Origin of the sequence: Leisingera coralii (assembly GCF_049056525.1) — a bacterium.
GTDB classification, from domain to species: Bacteria; Pseudomonadota; Alphaproteobacteria; order Rhodobacterales; family Rhodobacteraceae; genus Leisingera; species Leisingera coralii.
Genome location: NZ_JBHUPT010000101.1, coordinates 1 through 19,775, shown reverse-complemented (window position 1 = coordinate 19,775; position 19,775 = coordinate 1). Strand labels below are relative to the sequence as shown.

General features: G+C 63.8%; 21 protein-coding genes and 2 tRNA genes. 4 read left to right on the top strand and 19 right to left on the bottom strand.

Annotated elements, in window-relative coordinates:
* Window positions 1–197: 197 nt before the first annotated feature.
* The 11 genes from ACFMBG_RS23345 to ACFMBG_RS23295 form a co-directional block, all read right to left on the bottom strand.
* On the bottom strand, window positions 198–1,346 hold the full coding sequence (locus tag ACFMBG_RS23345) for a DUF6538 domain-containing protein (RefSeq protein ID WP_421057048.1): 1,149 nt from the start codon (window positions 1,344–1,346) through the stop codon (window positions 198–200).
* 96 nt (window positions 1,347–1,442) lie between these two features.
* A tRNA-Phe gene (locus ACFMBG_RS23340) sits at window positions 1,443–1,517 on the bottom strand.
* 81 nt (window positions 1,518–1,598) lie between these two features.
* Entirely contained in the window at window positions 1,599–1,802 is a 204-nt protein-coding gene (locus ACFMBG_RS23335) for a DNA gyrase inhibitor YacG (RefSeq protein ID WP_421057047.1), read from the bottom strand.
* The gene (locus ACFMBG_RS23330; RefSeq protein ID WP_421057046.1) at window positions 1,799–2,821 is read right to left on the bottom strand and encodes a ribonuclease E/G; all 1,023 of its coding nucleotides are present in this window, start codon (window positions 2,819–2,821) and stop codon (window positions 1,799–1,801) included. The genes ACFMBG_RS23335 and ACFMBG_RS23330 overlap by 4 nt, the downstream gene beginning before the upstream one ends.
* Complete coding sequence (locus ACFMBG_RS23325; RefSeq protein ID WP_421057045.1) at window positions 2,818–3,399, bottom strand: Maf family protein; 582 nt, start codon at window positions 3,397–3,399, stop codon at window positions 2,818–2,820. Before ACFMBG_RS23325 ends, ACFMBG_RS23330 begins: the two co-directional genes overlap by 4 nt.
* Window positions 3,400–3,578: 179 nt before the next feature.
* Entirely contained in the window at window positions 3,579–3,797 is a 219-nt protein-coding gene (gene infA, locus ACFMBG_RS23320) for a translation initiation factor IF-1 (RefSeq protein ID WP_005620785.1), read from the bottom strand.
* A gap of 83 nt (window positions 3,798–3,880) precedes the next feature.
* Window positions 3,881–4,759, bottom strand: coding sequence for a carbon-nitrogen hydrolase family protein (locus tag ACFMBG_RS23315; RefSeq protein ID WP_421057044.1), 879 nt, complete (start codon window positions 4,757–4,759; stop codon window positions 3,881–3,883).
* A 172-nt stretch (window positions 4,760–4,931) separates the two neighbouring features.
* Window positions 4,932–5,519, bottom strand: a complete 588-nt coding sequence (locus tag ACFMBG_RS23310) for a GNAT family N-acetyltransferase (RefSeq protein ID WP_421057043.1) — start codon at window positions 5,517–5,519, stop codon at window positions 4,932–4,934.
* Window positions 5,516–5,914: a ketosteroid isomerase-related protein gene (locus tag ACFMBG_RS23305; protein WP_421057042.1), complete on the bottom strand. Its 399-nt coding sequence runs from the start codon at window positions 5,912–5,914 to the stop codon at window positions 5,516–5,518. The genes ACFMBG_RS23310 and ACFMBG_RS23305 overlap by 4 nt, the downstream gene beginning before the upstream one ends.
* A complete protein-coding gene (locus ACFMBG_RS23300; RefSeq protein WP_421057041.1) occupies window positions 5,911–6,369 on the bottom strand; it encodes an arsenate-mycothiol transferase ArsC in 459 nt (152 codons plus the stop codon). The genes ACFMBG_RS23305 and ACFMBG_RS23300 overlap by 4 nt, the downstream gene beginning before the upstream one ends.
* 3 nt (window positions 6,370–6,372) lie before the next feature.
* Window positions 6,373–6,852, bottom strand: coding sequence for a UPF0262 family protein (locus tag ACFMBG_RS23295; RefSeq protein WP_008555698.1), 480 nt, complete (start codon window positions 6,850–6,852; stop codon window positions 6,373–6,375).
* A gap of 159 nt (window positions 6,853–7,011) precedes the next feature.
* Here ACFMBG_RS23295 and ACFMBG_RS23290 point away from each other — a divergent pair, with 159 nt between their 5' ends.
* A complete protein-coding gene (locus ACFMBG_RS23290) occupies window positions 7,012–7,770 on the top strand; it encodes an SDR family oxidoreductase (protein WP_421057040.1) in 759 nt (252 codons plus the stop codon).
* Between the two features lie 245 nt (window positions 7,771–8,015).
* Here ACFMBG_RS23290 and hisD read toward each other — a convergent pair whose 3' ends face one another.
* The 5 genes from hisD to ACFMBG_RS23265 all read right to left on the bottom strand — a co-directional run bounded on the left by hisD (window position 8,016) and on the right by ACFMBG_RS23265 (window position 11,862).
* On the bottom strand, window positions 8,016–9,317 hold the full coding sequence (gene hisD / locus ACFMBG_RS23285) for a histidinol dehydrogenase (protein ID WP_421057039.1): 1,302 nt from the start codon (window positions 9,315–9,317) through the stop codon (window positions 8,016–8,018).
* Window positions 9,318–9,434: 117 nt separating this feature from the next.
* Complete coding sequence (locus ACFMBG_RS23280) at window positions 9,435–9,857, bottom strand: GNAT family N-acetyltransferase (RefSeq protein ID WP_421057038.1); 423 nt, start codon at window positions 9,855–9,857, stop codon at window positions 9,435–9,437.
* Window positions 9,858–9,949: 92 nt separating this feature from the next.
* On the bottom strand, window positions 9,950–10,426 hold the full coding sequence (locus tag ACFMBG_RS23275; protein WP_421057037.1) for a DUF2948 family protein: 477 nt from the start codon (window positions 10,424–10,426) through the stop codon (window positions 9,950–9,952).
* The gene (murA, locus tag ACFMBG_RS23270) at window positions 10,426–11,700 is read right to left on the bottom strand and encodes a UDP-N-acetylglucosamine 1-carboxyvinyltransferase (RefSeq protein WP_421057036.1); all 1,275 of its coding nucleotides are present in this window, start codon (window positions 11,698–11,700) and stop codon (window positions 10,426–10,428) included. The genes ACFMBG_RS23275 and murA overlap by 1 nt, the downstream gene beginning before the upstream one ends.
* Window positions 11,701–11,706: 6 nt before the next feature.
* Window positions 11,707–11,862 (bottom strand): hypothetical protein, encoded by a 156-nt coding sequence (locus ACFMBG_RS23265; protein WP_222504739.1) that lies wholly within the window; start codon window positions 11,860–11,862, stop codon window positions 11,707–11,709.
* Window positions 11,863–11,947: 85 nt separating this feature from the next.
* Here ACFMBG_RS23265 and ACFMBG_RS23260 point away from each other — a divergent pair.
* Window positions 11,948–12,022: transfer RNA gene (locus tag ACFMBG_RS23260), tRNA-Thr, on the top strand.
* On the opposite strand, the gene ACFMBG_RS23255 is transcribed toward ACFMBG_RS23260, so the two are convergent.
* Complete coding sequence (locus ACFMBG_RS23255) at window positions 12,001–12,219, bottom strand: hypothetical protein (RefSeq protein WP_421057035.1); 219 nt, start codon at window positions 12,217–12,219, stop codon at window positions 12,001–12,003. The two genes, ACFMBG_RS23260 and ACFMBG_RS23255, sit on opposite strands and share 22 nt — an antisense overlap.
* 274 nt (window positions 12,220–12,493) lie before the next feature.
* Here ACFMBG_RS23255 and ACFMBG_RS23250 point away from each other — a divergent pair, with 274 nt between their 5' ends.
* Both ACFMBG_RS23250 and ACFMBG_RS23245 read left to right on the top strand, forming a co-directional pair.
* Complete coding sequence (locus ACFMBG_RS23250) at window positions 12,494–14,842, top strand: methyl-accepting chemotaxis protein (protein WP_421057034.1); 2,349 nt, start codon at window positions 12,494–12,496, stop codon at window positions 14,840–14,842.
* 297 nt (window positions 14,843–15,139) lie between these two features.
* The gene (locus ACFMBG_RS23245) at window positions 15,140–18,097 is read left to right on the top strand and encodes a PAS domain S-box protein (protein WP_421057033.1); all 2,958 of its coding nucleotides are present in this window, start codon (window positions 15,140–15,142) and stop codon (window positions 18,095–18,097) included.
* A 51-nt stretch (window positions 18,098–18,148) separates the two neighbouring features.
* On the opposite strand, the gene ACFMBG_RS23240 is transcribed toward ACFMBG_RS23245, so the two are convergent.
* Both ACFMBG_RS23240 and ACFMBG_RS23235 read right to left on the bottom strand, forming a co-directional pair.
* Window positions 18,149–18,988: an EamA family transporter gene (locus tag ACFMBG_RS23240; RefSeq protein WP_421057032.1), complete on the bottom strand. Its 840-nt coding sequence runs from the start codon at window positions 18,986–18,988 to the stop codon at window positions 18,149–18,151.
* Window positions 18,989–19,027: 39 nt separating this feature from the next.
* Window positions 19,028–19,775 (bottom strand): Na/Pi cotransporter family protein (locus ACFMBG_RS23235; protein WP_421057031.1); only part of this gene is annotated, 748 nt, incomplete at its 5' end.

Here is a 19,775-nt window from a genome sequence, read left to right as displayed (position 1 = left end):
CACGGGACTGATAGTCCTTATTTTGCTGATGCAGATGGCCACGGCGGTGCCTGTAACGGGCCTAGAACCCGGTCAACACCGGCCTTAGGACTGCCCCCGGGCACCACTTCCCAAGCCTAAGCCATTGTGCCGCATCAGCTTTTGCATTGTGCAGAGCGAGGCGTAGTCGTCAGCCGGAGACGTGCTGCTCCAGCCGTCTAAGGTGCAATTCTATCCAGCCACTTTCTGAGGACCTCCAGCGGGTATCCTTTACCGTATCCCTGACCAACCCCATCCGTGTGCCATCCGCCAATCTGGTCAGCAACATCCGCTGGGCATTCCACTGCACGGAGCCGGTCTCGCATGGAGTGGCGGAACCCGTGCATAGTAGCCCCCTTCGGCACATAGGCCTTTAGCCACTTGTTCAGGGCGGCGCTGGCCGAATTGGCGCTGGTCTTGTCTGAGGTGTTGTAGCGGGGAAAGGCGAACTTGCTTCCATCCTGCTGGGAGTGGATGCGCCGGGCAGCCCACTCCGCTGAGCCAACCAGCGGCACAATCCTGCTACTGCTGTCAGTCTTCAGGCTTCTCCACGGGTGCGGGGTAATCTTGGCCACCCATCTGCCATCCTCCTGCTGGAAAATGTCTTCACGCAGCAGACCTGCAGCCTCTGCCAGCCGCATGCCGGTGTCGGCAACCAGCGCCACCAGCCAGCGCATTTCATCGTCCATCTGGTAGCACTGTAGTTGCACGGCCCGGACAACATCTACTGGAATGGGGCTGCGGACGGCCACGCCTGCATTCCGATCATAGTAGACATTGGCGAAGGGGGAGGAGATGGAAAGCCCTTCCTCCGCCACGGCAAAGTTGAACACGGCGCGGACGGTGCCAAAGATCCGGGTAATGCTGCTCCCGGCAAGCCCCTTCTTGATCAGCGCATCCCGGAAGGCATTGGCGTCTGCCTTAGTGTAGTCCGGCAGAGGTTTATCGCCGCAGACGTCGATTACATAGCCGCAGGAGCGGTGTGCAGCCCGGTGGAAGGTCTCCGGCCTGCCAAGTCCTTTCAGGCGCAGGTATGTCAACACAGCCTCAGATAACTTCAGAGCATCAGTGGTGACATCTTGCCCGTCTCCCGGCGTCGGCACGGGACGGGAGAGGCCATGGCGCAGAAGATGCTTGCCGGGAAGGTCCGCGTCCTGGGTCCGCAGGTGGTACCAGTATTCGTCCAGCTTGAAGGCGGCACTGGCTGCTCTTGCCAAGGCTACAGGACGCGATCTGGTTCTCAGGGAATAGGAGATCCTGGCGGAGGAATAGTGCTTCCGAAGATCCGCCGGGACACGCCGGGTGAAGTAGAAGATGCCCTCTTTCACGAAGACATGCTGGGAAGATTTGTACTCCAAAATGTACTACGCCTCGCTCTGCACAATGCAAAAGCTGATGCGGCACAATGGCTTAGGCTTGGGAAGTGGTGCCCGGGGGCGGAATCGAACCACCGACACGAGGATTTTCAATCCACTGCTCTACCCCTGAGCTACCCGGGCACGGGAAGGCTGTTCGCCTTGGGTGGGGGCCTTCTATGCTCTGGGCGCGGCGGTGTCCAGAGGGTTTTTTCAAGAAAATCGCTAATGGCGGGTCTGAGGCTGATTTTCTTCCGCCGGCAGCGCGCGCTCCGCTTCTTCCAAAGCGTTTTCAATGTCTTCCGGGTCCTGACTGGGCACCGAATAGGAGCCGTTCAGCCATTTTCCGAGATCGATATCCGCGCAGCGCTTGGAACAGAACGGCCTGTAGCTTGTTTGCGTTTCTCCGCCGCAGATCGGACAGCTCATTTCAACACCTCCTGCAAAGCAATACGGCCGCGCTTGCGCTGCAATTCGTAGTGGCCGAGGTTGGTCCAACCCGCCAAAACCGTCTCTTCGGAATCGGCCCGGAAAGCCGCCCGCAGCGCGCTCTCAAAGCCCCGGCGGTCCTTCTTTGGCATCGGCGCCAGGTCCAGCACGATCTGCCCGCCCAGCCCCCTGACGCGCAAGGCGCGCGGCAGGGCTTTGGCTGCGGCCATATTGGCTTTGACGCCTGCGGCCAGCGAGGTGTCGGAACCGGTGTTCACATCCACAGCCACCAGGGCGCGGGTCGGTTCGATGAACAGGAAACCGCCGCCCGGCAGTGCTTCGCGGATGCCTTGAGCACTGTCCAGCGCATCCAGCACCCCCAAACGTTCGAACCCGCCGGGATCGCGCTCCACATCCGCAGGCTCCACCCAGTCGCGCCAGGCCAGCAGATGCGGCCCGTCGCCTTCTGCCAGCACCTCGGCTTCGCCGCCTTCGTCCTGCATCACCTGGGATGCCAAAGCCGCCATGGCCGCAACATCTTCGGCGATCTCCTCGCGGTCCGCACCGGCACAGGCGGAACGCAGAATCAGCCCGTAGCCAGAGTCCCCCATTTCCTCATGGGCGATCTCCAGCAGCCGGTCGCGCTCCTCCTCGTCGCGGATGCTGCGGGAGATGTTCAGACCCGGCGCCTCAGGTGTCACGATGGCATAGCGGCTCTTAAACAGCAGCTTCTGGGTGACCGGGATGGCCTTGCCCGGCTCGGCATAGCCGGAGACCTGGACCAGGATCATCTGCCCCGGCGCGAGCCCCCTGACCTGCCGCAGGAAGGCCGGGCCGTCAGGCGTGGTCAGGAACATGCCGCCCTGCCCCTTCACTGGCCGGTCTGCGCGGGCGCGGTAGATGGTGCCAGGCGCCGGCGCGTCGCTTTCGATCAGGAAGTCCTCCAGTTTGCCGTCCACCATCAGCGCGGCGGCTTCACGGTCCTGGATGTGGTCGAGAATGATGGTGCGGCCCTTCATGCGGCGGCCTCCTGATACAGCGGCAGCCCGGCGGCGCGCAGAAGATTTGCAGTTTCGGACAACGGCAGCCCGACGATCCCCGTAAAGGAGCCGCTGATCCATGGAATGAAAGCCCCGGCGGGCCCTTGGATGGCATAGGCACCGGCCTTGCCCTCCCAATCGCCTGTGGCGAGGTAGGCGTTCAGCTCCTCGTCGGACAGGTTCTTCATCTTCACCTGGCTCACAACATCCTTCTCCCAGATCCTATCGCCGCGGCGCACGGCAACGGCCGTAATCACCCGGTGACGGCGCCCGGAAAGGGCCAGCAGAAACTCAGCCGCCTCACCCGCGTCGCGCGGCTTGCCGAGAATGCGGCGGCCGAGGGCAACGGTGGTGTCGGCACACAAAACAATATCGTCTGTCCCCGCGGGGACAGCCTGGGTTTTTTCCCGCGTCACCCGGGCGCAATAATCCCGCGGCAGCTCGCCCTTCAGCGGCGTCTCGTCGGTTTCAGGCGGCCGCACCGCGTCGGGACGCACCCCAAGCTGCGCCAATAGCTGCAGCCGCCGCGGACTGCCCGATCCCAGAATGAACGCCATGCCAAAGCCCTCTTTTTCCGCTCAAGCCGTCTTAATGGCTTTTCCCAGCCTGTGGAAGCCGCCGCCCGCCCCTTCTTCTTTGGGAAAATCCTCCCGCCGGAGGCAGCGGCTGCAAAGCCGCTGAAAAAACAAAAGCCCGGCGCGATGCCGGGCTTTGTTTGTCTTGGCAGATCAACAACTTACTTGAAGCGGTAGTTGATCCGGCCCTTGGTGAGGTCATAAGGTGTCATTTCCACCTGGACCCGGTCGCCAGCCAGAACACGGATGCGGTTCTTGCGCATCTTGCCTGCCGTATGAGCGATGATTTCATGGCCGTTTTCCAGCTCGACCCGAAACGTCGCATTAGGCAGGAGTTCCTTCACGACACCGGGAAATTCGAGCGTATCTTCCTTGGCCATGTTGTCTCCATCATTGGGTTAATCCGCAAACTGCGGGACGTGCGCTTAAATGGGGTCATTTTCCCAATATTTCAAGGGCTCAATCAGGATATCACGGCTTTTGTGACTGATTTCACCCGCGGCATTTGCTCCTCCCAATGCAGCCGGTTCAGCACCCCGCCATCGGCCCGAACATGGGCAATTGTGTCCAGATCTGCCTCCGCATAGGTCCAGCCCGGCTGGTTCAGCACGCCTTCGGCCAGCACGCCGGTTCCAGGGAAGCCCTTGTCCGGCGGGCCGAAAATGCCGCCCATGCCAGTGTTCATGTCCACTGCCTCGGACCATGCGTTGGCGCCTACGATGGACGCCATGGCCGTGACACACTGATTTTCCAGCGCCCGCGACATCGCGCCGATACGCACCCGCCAGTAGCCGGCCAGCGCCTCTGTGCAGGAGGGAACGAGAATCACATCCGTCTCAGCCAAGGCTCGGCCCAGCAGCGGGAACTCGCTGTCATAGCAGATCAGCACACCGATTCTGCCCAAGGAGGTTTCGAAGATCTTGAGCGGCCCGCCCCCGGCGATACCCCAGGAGTCGCGCTCAAAGCGGGTCATGATCTGCTTATCCTGGTGATCGCGGCCGCCGCCGGGGGTGTAGAATTCCGCCCGGTTCACCGGCCGGTCCAGCCCGCTGTTCACCGGGGCCGATGCCCCCAGGATATGCACCCCGAATTCGGCGGCCAGCCTCAGGTGCAGCGCCGCCGCATCCTCCATCTTTTCGGAAACCGAATGGATCGACTGCTCCAGATCACCGGCAACGGCCGCCCCGTCCAGGGTGGACAGCTCCATCGCGCCGTATTCCGGGAACACCAGCAGCTCCGCCCCGTTGCCGGCAGCTTCCGCCACCCAGGCGGCCAGCTTGTCTTCGTACTGTGCCCAACTGTTGAGCCAGTCGAGCGGATAGGCAGCGGTGGCGATTTTCATCCTGTCTCCCCCTTGTTCAATTTCGGCTTACAGATGCCTCTGGTTGCCTCCCGCGGCCTCCCGCGGCCTCCGCAAAGGAGGGGTGACATCCGTGCACCCCCTGTACACCCCTTGTGCACCACTCATGCAGCGGCTTGGCAGAACGCTCTTCGGCCAAACCGCTCCGGCGTTGCTACAAATCCCGGATCCAGAACTGCAGCGGTTTGCGGGTCTCTTCCGCCTGATCCACGTCTTTCCAGGAGAAATGCGCGATGGCGCCCTGCAGCGGCTGGTAGCCGCGCTTGCGCCAGAACGGATCCAGCGGCGCGTAATCGGCCGGCCGCAGCGGATGGTCCGCCGGACGCTGCACGCCGCAGAACGCGCATTTGCTGAAGCCGTGCTTGCGGGCGTGCGCCTCGCGCGCATCAAAGAAACCGTGGCCCAATCCATGCCCGCGGTACTCCGGCAACAGCACCGATTCGGCGCAGTAGAAGACGTCGTTCAGATCAATGCCGGTGCCTTCGAAGGCCGCCGCGAAATCATCCGCGTGATCGGCCAGCGGCGCGCCGGTGGAGGCGCCCACCAGGATATCGCCGTCAAAGGCTCCGACCACCACGGCCCGTTCGCTGTCGCGGTAGCTTTGCAAGTACTCGCGCTCATAAGCCAGATCACCGTCATAGAGATACGGCCAGGCGCGGAACACCTTGATCCGCAGACGCGCCACATCGTCCAGCGCGGCCTCCAGCGCCGCGCCGGTCATCGCTTCGACCCGGATGGTCATCCTGCGGAAACCTGGGCGATCCAGTCCGCCAGGTTGTAATAGGTGGTGACGCGGGAAATCTTGCCGTCCTTCAGCTCGAAGAACGAGCCGCCCGGCAGACGGTAGGTTTGACCCTTGGCTTCGGGCAGGCCCTCATCGGTGGCCAGGTAAGTGCCGTTGACGATGAACTCCGCCGCCGCGCGGCTGCCGTCCTCGCTGGAAAAGATTACCATGTCGGTCAGCTCTTCCTTGTAGCAGCGGCTCATGTGGGCGCAGAACTCGGCGAATTTCTCCTTGCCGGTGCGGATTTTGCCCTCGTTCACGTGGTGGGCAATCTGGTCGTCCAGGCAGTCCAGCATGGTGTCCGTGTCGCCTGCGTTGAAGGCTGCAAAGTAGCGCGTGATGGTGTCGGTCATGTTCTCTCCGTCGGTTCGCCCCAGCGGTTCTTCAGATGCTGGATGATTTGGTCCCGTGTTTGACGGTAGATATCTAGCTTGGCGGCACGCGTCTCGCCGAGCCCGGTTGGGTCCATAATCGGCCAATATTCGACATCGAGGTGAAAAAAACGGGTGAGTTCGAGCGCCCGGCGCTGGCTGGCGGGCGACAGCGCCACCACCAGATCGAAGGAGGAGAGGTCATCGCCCCAGCGCTCCATCTCGTCAAAGGAGCGCGAGCGGTGGCGGGAAAGCTCGACATCGATTTCCTGGCAGACCGCGATCGAGAAGCCGTCGATTTCCATGTCGTTCTTGACACCGGCGGACTGCACATAGGTGCCGGTGCCATAGAATTTCTTCATGATGCCCTCCGCCATCGGAGAGCGGACCGAATTGTGGTCGCAACAGAACAGAACGGACTGCGGCAGCTCCTCCACCCGTCAGCCTCCGAAATGCAGAACACAGATCAGGGTGAACAGGCGGCGGGCGGTGTCGGTGTCGACCTCGGCCTTGCCTTCCAGCCGCTCCTGCAGCACCCGGCTGCCTTCGTTGTGGATGCCGCGCCGGGCCATGTCGATGGTTTCGATCTGGCTCGGCGGCATGGTCTTCACGGCGGTGAAGTAGCTCTCGCAGATCTGGTAGTAGTCTTTCACCACCTGCCGGAACGGCGACAGCGACAGGTGGAACTCCGCGGCCTTCTCGCCCGCTTCGGTGTTGATGTCGAAGACCAGCCGCTTGTCGCGGATCGCCAGCCCCAGGTGGTACGGGCCTTCGGGCAGGTCGCGGTCCTCGCGGGACGGCAGGGTAAAGCTGTTCTCTTCGATCAGGTCGTAAATCGCCACCTTGCGCTCCTGCTCGATCTCAGGGGTCGGAGGCGGCAGGTTGCGGTCGTCAAGTTCGATGTGGCTGATGCGGCTCATGGGTCTTTGTCTCTATATGCGCTAAGGCGTCCGGCCATGAGTATCGCACCGGCGCGGCTGGGGCAATGCAGCAGCAGGCGTCACCGCACGGCCGGTATGCGGCAGCGCTTGACAGACAGCGCCGCCCTGCCCAGCCTGTTTAGGGCAGGAGACAGGATGATGACAGGGCTGGAACAGTTTTCCCTCGCAGGCCAGCGCGCGCTGGTGACCGGATCCACCGACGGGCTGGGGTTCGCCGCCGCCCGGCTGCTGGCTGAGGCCGGGGCCGAGGTCTGGGTCAACGGGCGCAGCGCGGAGCGCGTGGCATCGGCCGTGGCCCGGATGCCCGGCACCGCCCGCCCGCTGGTTCTGGATGTGGCAGAGGAAGAGGCTTGCGTTGCGGCAATGGAAGACATTGCGGCGGCAGGCGGCCTGGATATCCTGGTCAACAACGTCGGCCAGCGCGACCGCCGCAGTCTGCCGGAATTCTCCCGCGCCGATCTGCAGGCGCTGTGGGAGGTCGACCTGGTCTCCCCCTTCCGTCTGTGCCAGCTGGCGGCAGCGCAAATGACCCCCAAGGGCTATGGCCGCATCATCAATATCTCCTCGATCGCCGGCCTCATCGCGCAGGCGGGCGACGCCGCCTATACCACGGCCAAGGCCGGCATCAACGGCATGACCAAGGCGCTTGCGGCAGAGCTTGGCCCCAAGGGCATCACGGTGAATGCGATCGCCCCTGGCTTTTTCAAGACCGCCCCCAACATGGCCGCGGCAGCAGATCCGGCGATTGCGGAAAAGCTCCATGCAGCCACTTCTCTCGGCCGCTGGGGCGAGCCGGAGGAGCTGGCGCCGGCCATTCTGTTCCTCGCCTCCCCAGCCGCGTCCTACATCACCGGGCAGGTTCTGGCGGTGGATGGCGGCTATACCGCGCACTATTGAATTCTGCGTCATTTTTCCGGGAAAAATGACTTGATGCCTCCGGCGGGGATATTTGGGGCCAGATGAAGCAACGGATCATTAACCAAACTTGGCAACCCTCGTCCCGCGGTACAGGCGGGGACGCCGATGACCGCGCCAGGTGAAGCGCCCCGGCGGGCCCGGGGCGCGGATCCCTTTTTCATCTGGCTGAAAATATCCCGGGGTGAATGCGCGGCACGCGCAGAGGGGCAGCGCCCCTGCTCCGCTTACTTGTTCAGCGCCTCCAGCCGCGCCGTGACGGACAGCCCGTGCGCCTCAAGGCTTTCGCTTTTCGCCAGAACCTCTGCCGCCGGGCCAATCGCCCGCAGCGCGTCTGGTGTCATCTGGCTGAGCGTCGTGCGTTTGAGGAAATCCATCACCGACAGGCCAGAGGAGAACCGGGCCGAGCGCGCGGTCGGCAGCACGTGGTTCGGGCCGCCAACATAGTCGCCGATGGCTTCGGGCGTGTACTGGCCCAGGAAGATGGCGCCGGCATGCACAGTCTTTGCACTCAGGCCGACCGGGTCGGCGACACACAATTCCAAGTGTTCAGGCGCAATGCGGTTGGACAGTGCCGCGGCCTCGTCCAGATTGCGCACGGTGATCACAGCGCCGAAGTCCCGCCAGGAGGAACCGGCAATCGCGCGGCGCTCCAGCGTTTCCAGCCGCTTGTTCACCGCCTCTGCCACCGCTTGGCCAAATGCCTCGTTATCGGTGATCAGGATCGACTGGGCGCTTTCGTCATGTTCGGCCTGGCTCATCAGGTCCAGCGCAATCCAGTCCGGGTTGTTTTCCTTGTCGGCGATCACCAGGATTTCCGACGGGCCCGCAATCATGTCGATGCCGACCTTGCCGAACACCCGGCGTTTGGCCGCTGCGACAAAGGCGTTGCCGGGGCCGGTGATCTTGTCCACCGGTGCGATGGTTTCGGTGCCATAGGCCAGCGCTGCCACCGCCTGGGCGCCGCCGACCCGGTAGATTTCGTCGACCCCGGCGATCTGCGCCGCCAGCAGCACCAGCGGGTTGATCTGCCCGTCCGGGGTTGGCACGGTGACCGCCAGCCGCCCGACCCCTGCAACCTTGGCCGGGATCGCGTTCATCAGCACCGAGGACGGATACGAGGCCAGGCCGCCCGGCACATATAGGCCGGCAGCCGAGACCGCCGACCAGCGCCAGCCCAGCGTTGCGCCGGTTTCGTCCGTCCATTGCGCATCCTCCGGCATCTGGCGGGCGTGGTAGGCGCGGATCCGTTCGGCTGCCAGCTCCAGCGCGGCGCGTTCTTCGGCGGAGACTTCGGCAACGGCCGCGTCCACCTCCGCATCGGTGATGCGCAGCTGCGCGGGCGTCAGTTCCAGCCGGTCGAACTTTGCCGTCAGTTCCACCAGCGCCGCATCGCCGCGGGCGCGGACATCAGCAATGATCCCGGCCACGATGGAATCCACATCCGGGCTGTCCTCGCGCTTGGCACCCAGCAGTGCGGTGAAGGACTGTTCAAAACCTGCATCGGCGGTGTTCAGAAACTGCGGCATCGGGATCTCCTTTGGCCTCCGCATAACCGCATGGAGAGACGGCCTCAAGATTTATGCGGCAAGCGGAGCAATTGGACGCAACAGCTGCGGCGTGTTTTCAGCTGGCCAGTGCCCCCGTCAGACCAGCGGCTTGCGCATCGGGATGCAAGGCAAACCGCAGCAGGCCGCCGGAGCACCCTCCTGCCGCCAGCCATGTTTCCGGTAGAAGCCCAGCGCGGTGCGGGTTGCGTTCAAACGCCCTTCGCTGTGGCCAGAGCCGAGCAGTTCCGCCTCAAGATGCTCCAGCATTGCGGCGCCTGTGCCCTGCCCTGCAGCGCTGGGGGCAGCATAGAGCAATGTCACCGTGCCATCCGGATCCAGCCCGCCCACGGCCTCGGCCTGGCCGTTGCGTTCGGCCAGCCAGTACTGCCCGGCCCCTCCAAACCAGGCACGGATTTGCCCGGGTGACTTGCCGGCGGTCCACGCGGCAATCCGCTGCGGGTCGCCGCCATGGTCAGCCAGGCACAGATCGCGGATCGAAGCTGTAAGGACCTGGCTCATGGAAAAAACGTCAAAAACAGACGCGGGACGGATCTCCAGGCGGCCGGATGAGCGGGCAAAGGCCTGAGAGATACCGCGCTTGTTCTGCAAGGTCAGGCACCGTGGTCCGGCGCTTTGCCGGAAGGTGCCCGGTAAGGGCGGGTCACATCCCGCAAGGAAACCTCCAGCGCTTCGACCGAGAGGCGGATGGCACCATCGCCCGCCAGGGTCAGCAGCACATGGCCGGTGCCGTCCTCCCCGGGCTCAAAATCGACGGCAAGCAGGGACAGCACCAGATCCTTGTCCTTGCGGTCCACCCCTTGCGAGGCCACCCGCAGCACATTGTCCACCACAAGAAGCGACTGCACCCGCTCGTAATCACGGCCGCGGCGCTCGGCAGCTTCGCGGTCTTCCCAGCGGAAGCGGTTCAGCAGCAGGGCAAAGCGGCGCTCGGACGCGCGCCAGCTCATTTCGGTTGCCGGGAAGACAGCATCCTGGACCAGCGAGGAGATCACCTTGAGGTCCTCCTCCTCCAATGCGCCCAGGTTCAGCGGAACCTCGCGGCCGTCCTCGAAACTTGCGTCCGCCATCACTGCTCCTTGATTCGCTCGATTTTGGCACCGACTCCGGACAATTTGCGCACCACATGCTCGTAGCCGCGGTCCAGGTGGTAGACACGGCTCACCCGGGTTTCGCCTTCCGCCGCCAGGCCGGCGAGAATCAGCGAGACCGAGGCACGCAAGTCTGTCGCCATGACGGGCGCACCCTTCAGCTTTTCCACGCCGGTCACCGTGGCATGGCCGCCATGCACCTCGATCTGGGCGCCCATGCGCACCAGTTCCGGCGCGTGCATGAAGCGGTTCTCGAAGATCTTCTCTTCCAGCACCGAGGTGCCTTCGGCGGTGCACATCAGCGCCATCATCTGCGCCTGCAGGTCGGTGGGGAAGCCCGGGAAGGGTTCGGTCACCACATCCACCGCCCGGACCCGGCCGTTTTTGCGGCTGACAGTCAGGCTTTTTCGATCTTTGTTCTCGGTGATCTCGATGCCGGCCGCTTCCAGCTTGGCGCAGAAGCTTTCCAGCAGGCTGCGGCGTCCGCCCAACAGCTCGACCTCGCCTCCGCAGATGGCCGGCGCAAGCATATAGGTGCCAAGCTCGATCCGGTCGGTGACCACTTGATGGGTCGCGCCATGCAGCCGGTCGACACCCTGGATGGTGATGTCCGGGCTGCCGTCACCCTCGATCTGCGCGCCCATTTTGCGCAGGCAATCCGCCAGGTCGACGATCTCCGGCTCGCGCGCGGCGTTCTTGATGACGGTGGTGCCCTTGGCGAGCGTGGCGGCCATCATGATGTTTTCGGTTGCGCCGACCGAGGCAAAGCTCAGCTCCACCACGGCACCTATGAGCCCCTTGGGAGCTTTGGCGTGCAGATAGCCGTCTTTCAGCTCGATCTCGGCGCCCAGCGCCTCAAGACCGTGAATGTGCAGATCCATCGGCCGCGCGCCGATGGCGCAGCCGCCCGGCAGCGACACCACCGCCTGGCCCAGGCGGGCCAGCATCGGGCCCAGCACCAGGTTGGAGGCGCGCATCTTGCGCACGATGTCATAGTCCGCAACGTGGCTGGTGAGGTCATGGCTCGACATTGCCAGAACCTGTCCGTCCTGCAGGCTGGAAACCTCCGCGCCCAGCGACTGCAGCAGCAGCGTCATCGTCTTGATGTCGCTGAGCCGCGGCGCATTGGTGAGCGTCAGCGGCTCTTCGCTGAGCAGCGTCGCCGGCATCAGGGTCAGGCAGGCGTTCTTGGCGCCGGCGATCGGGATCTGCCCGTGCAGCGGGCCGTTGCCCGTAACCAGAATCGAATCCATCTGCTCTTACTCTCCGCTCTTACCCGTATCCTGGTCCTGCTTTTCCGCCCGTGCCTTGGCCTGCGCCTTGCGCCGGGCCATGTTAGCCTTGAGCGCGGCCTTCAGCCGGTCTTCGCGGGAGGCCGCAGATCCGTCGTTTTTCGGTGATTTCTTCTCTGCCATAGAACTTCTGTAACTTAGTGCGAAAAAACCGTCCAGAATGCTCTTGCGCCCCCCCGCGTTTATGCCTAAAAGCCCCCTCACCGGCGCTGCTGTAGCTCAGAGGTAGAGCACTCCCTTGGTAAGGGAGAGGTCGAGAGTTCAATTCTCTCCAGCAGCACCATCTTCCAAAACATCAGTGTTTTCAGAAGCTTGACAAGATGCGGCGCGCCGTTGCTGCAGCTTTGCATAGCGGGCTGCCGTCGTCGGCAGGCAAGTTTTCCCGAACTCAAAGGGTTTTACGCTGTTTGCGGCATTGGCTGCCCGCCGGGTTGTTTCCGGCCCCGGCCGGCTTGGCGGCGGCGCAGTTGCAACCGGCATCATAGATTCGCAGCCACCCGAACGCCTGGTGGCAGAATTTGGCTCAGCATCAGCGATTCGCCGCACCCGCGAAGGCCGCAAATAAAAATGAAACGGCACTTTTGCGGCCTTTCGCAGGCCAGACGCCGCAAATCAGGGGCCACAAAGCTGAAATTAACGCAGCGGAAACGAATCCCCCTGAGTGTTTTTCCATCATGCGCCACCCAGCTGGCACCGCCCGCCGCCGCACTCAGGCTGCCGGGAAGACCGAAATGTTGATGGGAACCACGCTCTAATGACCCGACTGTCCAAATTCTGGGGCAATATGCGGCTAGGCCGCAAGCTGCCGCTGTCCATCGCCGCTCCTACAATCCTGCTGACCCTTGCCTCGGGCTTCTTCTTTGCCTGGGAAGCCGGGCAAGCGCTGAAGGCCAACCGCGAAGCCGCTTATGCAACGCTGCTCGAGGAACGGAAGGAAGCCCTCGAATCCTGGGTGGCGGACCTGCGCTCCCAAACCCGGACCCTGGTTGCCAGCAAAGCTGTCGAAACAGCGCTGCGCGATTTCTCCAACGGCTTCTACTCGCTGGGCGAGGATCCCGCCGGACACCTGCGCGCCACCTACGCCGACGGCAACCCCAACCCCGCCGGCGAGCGTTACAAATTGCTGGACGCCAAGGACAAATCTGCCTGGTCCATCCGCCACAAGATGAACCACACCGGCTTTGTCACCTTTCTGGAGGAGCAGGGTTTCCTCGACGCATACCTTTTGGACGTGCAGGGCAACATGGTCTACTCGGTCCAGAAGAACGCCGACTTTGCGCTGAACTACCTGGAAGGGCCTTACAAGAACAGCGGCCTGGGCCAGGCCTTCCGGACCGCGCTGGAGCTGGAACAGGGCGAAGTGTTCCTGTCCCAGATGGCCGCCTATGAAGCGGGCGGCGGTGCAGCGGCCATGTTCATTTCCTCGCCGATCTTCAAAAAGGGCGCGATCATGGGGGCCCTGGTCCTGCGTGTGCCAGTAGGCGAAATCGCCGGGATTCTGTCACACTCCGCGCTGCTTGGGGAAACCGGCCAGGCCTATCTTGTGCGCGGCGACGGCGTTGCCCTGACCGCTTCCAGCCGCGAGGGCGGCCACCAGATCCTCTCGCAATTGCCACAACTGCAGCAGATCGACGCTGCAATCAGCGGCGAGGAAAGCACCTTCTCCGGCACGCCGGGCCTGTCCGGCCAGCCGGTTGAGGCGATGGCCGGGCGCGTCGGACTGGACGACCGGACTTGGGGGATCGTGCTGGAAGTCGACAGCGCCGAGGCACTGGCCGCGCAAAAGAGCCTGGTCAATGCCGCTATGCTGCAGGCTGTTGGTGTTGCGCTTGCAGTGGCGCTGCTGTCCTGGGTGGCAGCCCGCAGCATCGCCCGCAAGGTGTCAGCCCTGTCCGACAGCGTCGAGCATATCGCGGCCAAGGATTACGACCATCCGGTTGCGGGCAACGGAACCGGGGACGAATTCGGCAACATCGCCGGCATTCTCGAAGGGTTCAAAACCGAACTCCAAAATGCACAGACCGCTGAGGAGGAACGGGCCGAGTTGCAGCGTCAGCAGGACCAAGTGGTCAGCGAGCTGCGCAGCGGCCTGAAAAATCTGGCAAACGGCGACTTCTCAAGCCCGATCACAGAGCCTTTCCCCGAGGCCTACAAGGGCCTGCGCCTCGACTTCAACCAAACGGTCGACACGCTGAACGCCACCGTGCGCGAAGTGGTCGAAGCCACCACCAGCATCCGCAGCGGGACGCATGAGATCAGCCAGGCATCAGATGACCTGTCGCAACGCACCGAAAGCCAGGCAGCCACGCTGGAGCAGACCGCGGCGGCGCTGGATCAGATGACCGCCAGCGTCAAAGCGGCTGCCGATGGCGCCCGCGGAGTGGAGACCGCAATGAACAACGCCCGGGACGAGGCCGAAACCAGCGGCCAGGTGGTTCAAAATGCGGTGGCCGCGATGACCGAGATTGAGCAATCCTCTGCCCACATCTCGCAGATCATCACAGTGATCGACGACATCGCCTTCCAGACCAACCTGCTGGCGCTGAATGCCGGGGTTGAGGCCGCCCGCGCGGGCGAAGCCGGGCGCGGTTTCGCGGTTGTCGCCTCGGAAGTGCGGGCGCTGGCGCAACGGTCTTCGGATGCGGCGATGGAGATCAAGGCGCTGATTTCCAACTCCGGAGAACAGGTGGCAAAGGGTGTGGACCTGGTTGGCAAGGCCGGCGAGGCGCTGAACAGCATTGTCTCGCAAGTCACCCACATCTCGGGGCTGGTGTCGGGCATTGCCGAGGGCGCTGCCGAGCAGTCGACCGGCATTGGCGAGATCAACACCGGTGTGATGCAGCTGGATCAGGTTACCCAGCAGAATGCCGCCATGGTGGAGCAGATGACCGCCGCAGGCCAGCTGCTGAATGGCGACGCCTCCAAGCTGGCCGGACTGGTGGCGCGGTTCAATGTCGGACTGGAGATGCCGCCGCCGCGCCAGCCTGCCGAACCGGCGCCGCCTTCGGCGCATGGTTCCGGCTGGGACGATCTGCCGGAGGGGCTGGCGGCAGCACCGGCCGCGGATGGCTCTGCCGCCTTGGCAAAATGGCAGGATTTCTGAGCCCGCGGGCTGCGCGCCCGCGGCACCGGTTACAGGCAGCTGGTCCGGGCATAATTCATGGCGCGGGGCCAGTCTGTTACGGCCCCGCCGCCTGCAGCGTCACGGCATGACCTGCCCGCCTCAGCCAGCCGTCTGCGGCCGCCGCCACGGCCGGCGCAGCACCGCCGGTGAACGAGCTGCTGTTGTGCAAACCTGTTTTTCAGACTTTAAGGAGATGTTGGAGCAGAACCGGATCCCTGACGTGCAGAGCCCTGGCGGCTGTCAGAGGAGATTCGCGCGAATGCAAAAGGTGGCTAGATGGCCCTGAAAAAGATTTCCGCAGGCTGGCTTCGCAGGCTTAGCAACCGGACCTACCTTCCCGCCCTGCTTGCCTTGGCGGTTGTTTGCGCTGCCGGGTATTATGCCGAAAGACAGAACGACACGATCCACCACCAGTCAGAACGCGCCAGGATCCAGCAGCAGGCCGGGCTGATCAAGTCCCGCCTCGAAGGCCAGCTGAACGGCGACTACCAGCGGTTGCGCGGGCTTGCCGCCATGCTGGCCACCGAACCGGACATGCCGCAAGCGCGGTTCAGCCAGATTGCAGAACAGGTTCTGAAAGGACAGACCGCGATCCGGCATATCGGCGGCGCCCCCGGACTTGTGGTCTCCCTTATCCATCCGCTTGAGGGCAACGAGTCGGCGATCGGGCTGGATTACACCAAGAATGCAGCCCAGCGGGAAGCGGCGCACAGAGTGCGCGACAGCGGCGAAATGGTGCTGGCCGGGCCGGTCAACCTGGTGCAGGGCGGAACCGGATTTATCTACCGGCTGCCCATCTTCACAGGCCCGGAGGAGCAGCAGCAGTTCTGGGGCATTCTGTCCGCCGTTGTCGAGACCGGGACACTTTATGCGGAAACCAGCGTGACCGGCGAGAACCGGGGGCTGGAAATTGCCCTAACCGGCAAGGATGGCACCGGTGCGGCCGGCCCGCAGTTTTTTGGGTCAGCGGATATCCTCGCCGGGGACCCGGTGCTGATGGACATCAATCTGCCGGTCGGCTCCTGGCAGCTGGCGGCCCGGCCAGCCGGCGGCTGGCAAAGCCGGCCGGGCAATCTGTGGCAGTTGCGGCTGGCACTGCTGGCGGCCGGAACCTTGATTGTCTTCCCGACCTTCCTGGCCGGCAGGCTGTCCGCCGCGCGGCAGACGGTGATCGGCCAGCTGCGCCGCCGGGAAGCAGAATTGGAAGCGGTTTCGCGGCGGCTGGAGATTGCGGTCAGGACCTCCCGGGTCGGCATCTGGGAATGCGATGCGGATAACAAACGTGTCAGCTGGGACAGCCGGATGCATGAACTGTACGGGGTGCCCCGGGAGCAGGGGCCGCTGGCGGGCAGCGCCTGGAACGCCAGGCTGCACCCGCAGGACCGGGACCGGGTCGTCAAATCCCTGGACGATGCTGAGCGCGCCAAGACGAATTTTGCCTCGGAGTTCCGGATTGTGCTGGATGACGGCACGGTCAAGCATATCCGGGCCCTGGCCAGCCCTTTTACTGACGCGCAAGGCCGCGACTGGATGATCGGCGTTAACTGGAATGTATCGGAAGACGTTCGTCTGCGCGAGGAACTGATCCACGCCAACCAGGCCTTGTCAGAACGCAATACCGAGCTGAAGGAGGGCAAGCGGGCCCTGGAAGAGGCCCATGCCGAACTGCAAAAACAGCAGGCGGAACTGCACCGGCTGTCGCTGGTGGCCAAACACGCCTCCGACAGCATCATCCTGACGGATGCCGCCCGGAATATCCTCTGGGTCAACGACGCGTTTTCGCGGGCCACCGGCTACTCCGCTGAGGATGCGATTGGCCGCACGCCCTCTGACCTGCTCGACGGGCCAGACACCGATCTCAGCGTGATCCGGGAAATGAACCGTTACAAGGAGCGCGGGGTCCGGTACCACAACGAGATCCTCAACTACACCAAGGACGGCGCGGAAGTCTGGTTTGACACCAACATCGTGCCGGTGACCGGCGCCGATGGCGAAGTTGACCTGATCATCGGCATTGAGCGGGACATCACCCGCAGCAAGCAGCGCGAACGGGAATTGGCCGAGGCCAAGCTGGCGGCCGAGCACGCGGACCGCGCCAAGTCGGAATTCCTGGCCAATATGAGCCACGAAATCCGCACCCCGATGAACGGTATCATCGGCATGGCCGATCTGCTGGCGGAGGCAGATCTGCCTGCCGACGAGCAGCAGAACGTGGAGACAATCCGCAGCTCGGCTCAGGCGCTGCTGAAAATCATCAATGACATCCTCGACCTGTCGCGGCTGGAGGCCGGGAAATTCGCCATCACAATGGAGGATTTCAACCTTCGCGACTGCATCAGCGGTGCTGCCGACCTTTTCCGCCCGAAGGCTCTGGAAAAAGGCCTGCCGATGCAGCTCAGCTATGCGGACGGCCTGCCCGACGTGCTGCACGGGGATGACGGCCGGTTGCGCCAGATCCTGGTCAACCTGATTGGCAATGCAGTGAAATTCACGCGGGAAGGCGAGATCGCGATCCGGGTCTCGCATGCCGGTGCGGATCCTTGCCGCCTTGTGGTCGAGGTTGAGGACAGCGGTATCGGAATCTCCGAAGTCCAGGCCAGCCACATCTTTGACCGCTTCACCCAAGCTGACGCCGCAACCACCAAGGCCTTTGGCGGCACCGGGCTGGGGCTGACGATTTCCAGCATGCTGGCCAAGCGGATGGGGGGCGGCATTTCGGTGCAGTCGCAGCTGGGCAAAGGCTCCTGCTTCCGGCTGGAACTGCAAATGGCACCGGCCCGCCAGGCACTGAGCGCGGCGGCAACGGCGCTTCCGGATGCGGCTCCGCAGCTCGGCCCCTGCCGGGTTCTGCTGGCCGAGGACAATCAGACCAACAGGCTGCTGATCCGCAAATTCCTGCGCGGCCAGCCGGTTGAGCTGGACGAGGCCGGGAACGGCCGCGCTGCGGTGGAGATGTGCAAGGAACTGCAGCCGGACGTCATCCTGATGGATATGTCGATGCCGGAATTGGATGGCATTTCCGCCACGCGGGAAATCCGCAGCCTGCCCATTCCGCAGCCAATCATCGTGGCCCTGACCGCCAATGCCTTCTCCAGCGACCGGCAGGCCTGCCTGGACGCCGGCATGGATCATTTTCTGGCCAAGCCAGTGAAAAAGGCGGTGCTGCTGCACACTCTTGCTGCGGTTCTGGCGGAAGCGTCAGACGCTCAGCAGCGGCCGCGCGCCAGCGCCTGATGCCGCAGCCCGCTGACTTGTCAGGAAATCGGCGCCCAAAGGGCGATAGCTCTAGACAGCCGTTCCAATCAGCGACACGCCGGCGGCCATCAGCACCGCCGCGCCCAGGCGCCGCATCCAATAGCCTTCCTTGAGAAAAACAAAGCCGATCAGCGCTGCAAAGATCACCGAGGTTTCCCGCAGTGCGGACACCGCCCCGAGCGGCGCAAAGTTCTTCGCGTATAGCACCAGGCCGTAGGCCGTCATCGACACCAGCCCGCCGGCGATGCCCAGGGCCCAGGTCCGTTTGGGCAAGGCCGCCAGGGTCTTGCGCTTGCGCACGGCAATGAAGACCGCGATGAAGATGTGCAGGAACGCCCCCCAGGCCCAATAGCTGAGCGTGTTGCCGGACAGGCGCACCCCCATGCCATCAACCAGCGAATAGACCGAAATGCAAAAACCGGTGCCGGCAGCAAACCCCAGCGCCGCTCCGCCGACGCCGGAGCGCAGCGCCTTCCAGCTGCTGAGCTGGATGCCAAGCGCGATCACCGCAATCCCGATCCAGGCCTGCAGCGGCAGTATCTCTCCGGCAAAGATCATCGCCCAGATACCCACCAGCGCCGGCACGATGCCGCGGGCAATCGGATAAACGACGCTGAGATCGCCATGCTGATAGGCCCGCCCCAGCATGTAGTAATAGCCGAAATGCACGGCCGTGGAGAGCAGGATATAGACAAAGCTTTCCGCCGAAGGCAGCGGCAGCACCGAGATCATCACGGACGCGGGAATGACATGGCCAAAGGCGACCAGCCCCAGCGTGGTGGTGCGGTCGGCCGCGGTTTTCACAATGGCGTTCCACACCGCGTGCAGCAGCGCCGCCGACAGGATGATGGCAATGATTATGGGGGTCATATTGAATACAGGTCTTCTGAAAAGAGGCCAGATACTGCGTTATTCGGTTTCTTCCGGCCGCATCTCCTCGATCAGCCTGGTCTCCAGCAGCTGACCGTTGCGGTAGAGCACCGGATAGGCCACCGCGGCGATGTGGCTGTTGAATTCGCGCAGGGCGCGCAGCGTCTCCAGGTGGATGTCGGAGGTGTCAAAGCTGTCGCGGGCGCCGTTCTGCAGCCGCCGCAGGTGGCGTTTGCGGCTGTCGCGCTCCATCCGTTTCAGCTCGGTCTTCTCCAGGCTCAAGAGCCGCGCGCTCTCCAGGTCGCCGGAGATCAGCACGTTGGAGGCCAGCTGCATGTTGGCCAGGATCGCCTCATGCATGCGGGTGATTTCCAGCCAGCCGTCCTTGGAGAACCGCAGCTCCTTCTTGCGCATCTCGCCGGCCAGCACCGTCAGGCGGCGGGCCACCACATCGCCCGCGGTCTCCAGCCGGATGGCGTATTCCATCAGGCTGCGGGCGGTTTTCAGCTGTTCCTTGCTGAACGCCTCCGCCGGGATCGCCGCCACATACTGGCGGATGCCCGACAGGCAGGCGTTGACCTCCTCGTCCATCTGCTGCACCGCGCGGATCTGCTCCTTGGTGCCCGCCTGGTACAGCTCCAGCACCGGGCGGAACATGGCGCCAACCTGGTCCGACATCCGCAGCAGCTCGCGGGTGAGGTTGGCCACGGCTTGCGCGGGCGCGCCGTAGCTGCCCTGCTCCAGCGCGCTGACCGGCCGGCCCGGCGGCTGCGCCGGGGCCGCCGCC

Coding starts and splice junctions, on each gene's coding strand:
- ACFMBG_RS23335 (WP_421057047.1), bottom strand. CDS start 1,802: ATGAGCTGTCCGATCTGCGGCGGAGAAACGCAAACAAGCTACAGGCCG.
- ACFMBG_RS23330 (WP_421057046.1), bottom strand. CDS start 2,821: ATGAAGGGCCGCACCATCATTCTCGACCACATCCAGGACCGTGAAGCC.
- ACFMBG_RS23325 (WP_421057045.1), bottom strand. CDS start 3,399: ATGGCGTTCATTCTGGGATCGGGCAGTCCGCGGCGGCTGCAGCTATTG.
- infA (WP_005620785.1), bottom strand. CDS start 3,797: ATGGCCAAGGAAGATACGCTCGAATTTCCCGGTGTCGTGAAGGAACTC.
- ACFMBG_RS23315 (WP_421057044.1), bottom strand. CDS start 4,759: ATGAAAATCGCCACCGCTGCCTATCCGCTCGACTGGCTCAACAGTTGG.
- ACFMBG_RS23310 (WP_421057043.1), bottom strand. CDS start 5,519: ATGACCATCCGGGTCGAAGCGATGACCGGCGCGGCGCTGGAGGCCGCG.
- ACFMBG_RS23305 (WP_421057042.1), bottom strand. CDS start 5,914: ATGACCGACACCATCACGCGCTACTTTGCAGCCTTCAACGCAGGCGAC.
- ACFMBG_RS23295 (WP_008555698.1), bottom strand. CDS start 6,852: ATGAGCCGCATCAGCCACATCGAACTTGACGACCGCAACCTGCCGCCT.
- ACFMBG_RS23290 (WP_421057040.1), top strand. CDS start 7,012: ATGACAGGGCTGGAACAGTTTTCCCTCGCAGGCCAGCGCGCGCTGGTG.
- hisD (WP_421057039.1), bottom strand. CDS start 9,317: ATGCCGCAGTTTCTGAACACCGCCGATGCAGGTTTTGAACAGTCCTTC.
- ACFMBG_RS23280 (WP_421057038.1), bottom strand. CDS start 9,857: ATGAGCCAGGTCCTTACAGCTTCGATCCGCGATCTGTGCCTGGCTGAC.
- ACFMBG_RS23275 (WP_421057037.1), bottom strand. CDS start 10,426: ATGGCGGACGCAAGTTTCGAGGACGGCCGCGAGGTTCCGCTGAACCTG.
- murA (WP_421057036.1), bottom strand. CDS start 11,700: ATGGATTCGATTCTGGTTACGGGCAACGGCCCGCTGCACGGGCAGATC.
- ACFMBG_RS23265 (WP_222504739.1), bottom strand. CDS start 11,862: ATGGCAGAGAAGAAATCACCGAAAAACGACGGATCTGCGGCCTCCCGC.
- ACFMBG_RS23255 (WP_421057035.1), bottom strand. CDS start 12,219: ATGCCGGTTGCAACTGCGCCGCCGCCAAGCCGGCCGGGGCCGGAAACA.
- ACFMBG_RS23250 (WP_421057034.1), top strand. CDS start 12,494: ATGACCCGACTGTCCAAATTCTGGGGCAATATGCGGCTAGGCCGCAAG.
- ACFMBG_RS23245 (WP_421057033.1), top strand. CDS start 15,140: ATGGCCCTGAAAAAGATTTCCGCAGGCTGGCTTCGCAGGCTTAGCAAC.
- ACFMBG_RS23240 (WP_421057032.1), bottom strand. CDS start 18,988: ATGACCCCCATAATCATTGCCATCATCCTGTCGGCGGCGCTGCTGCAC.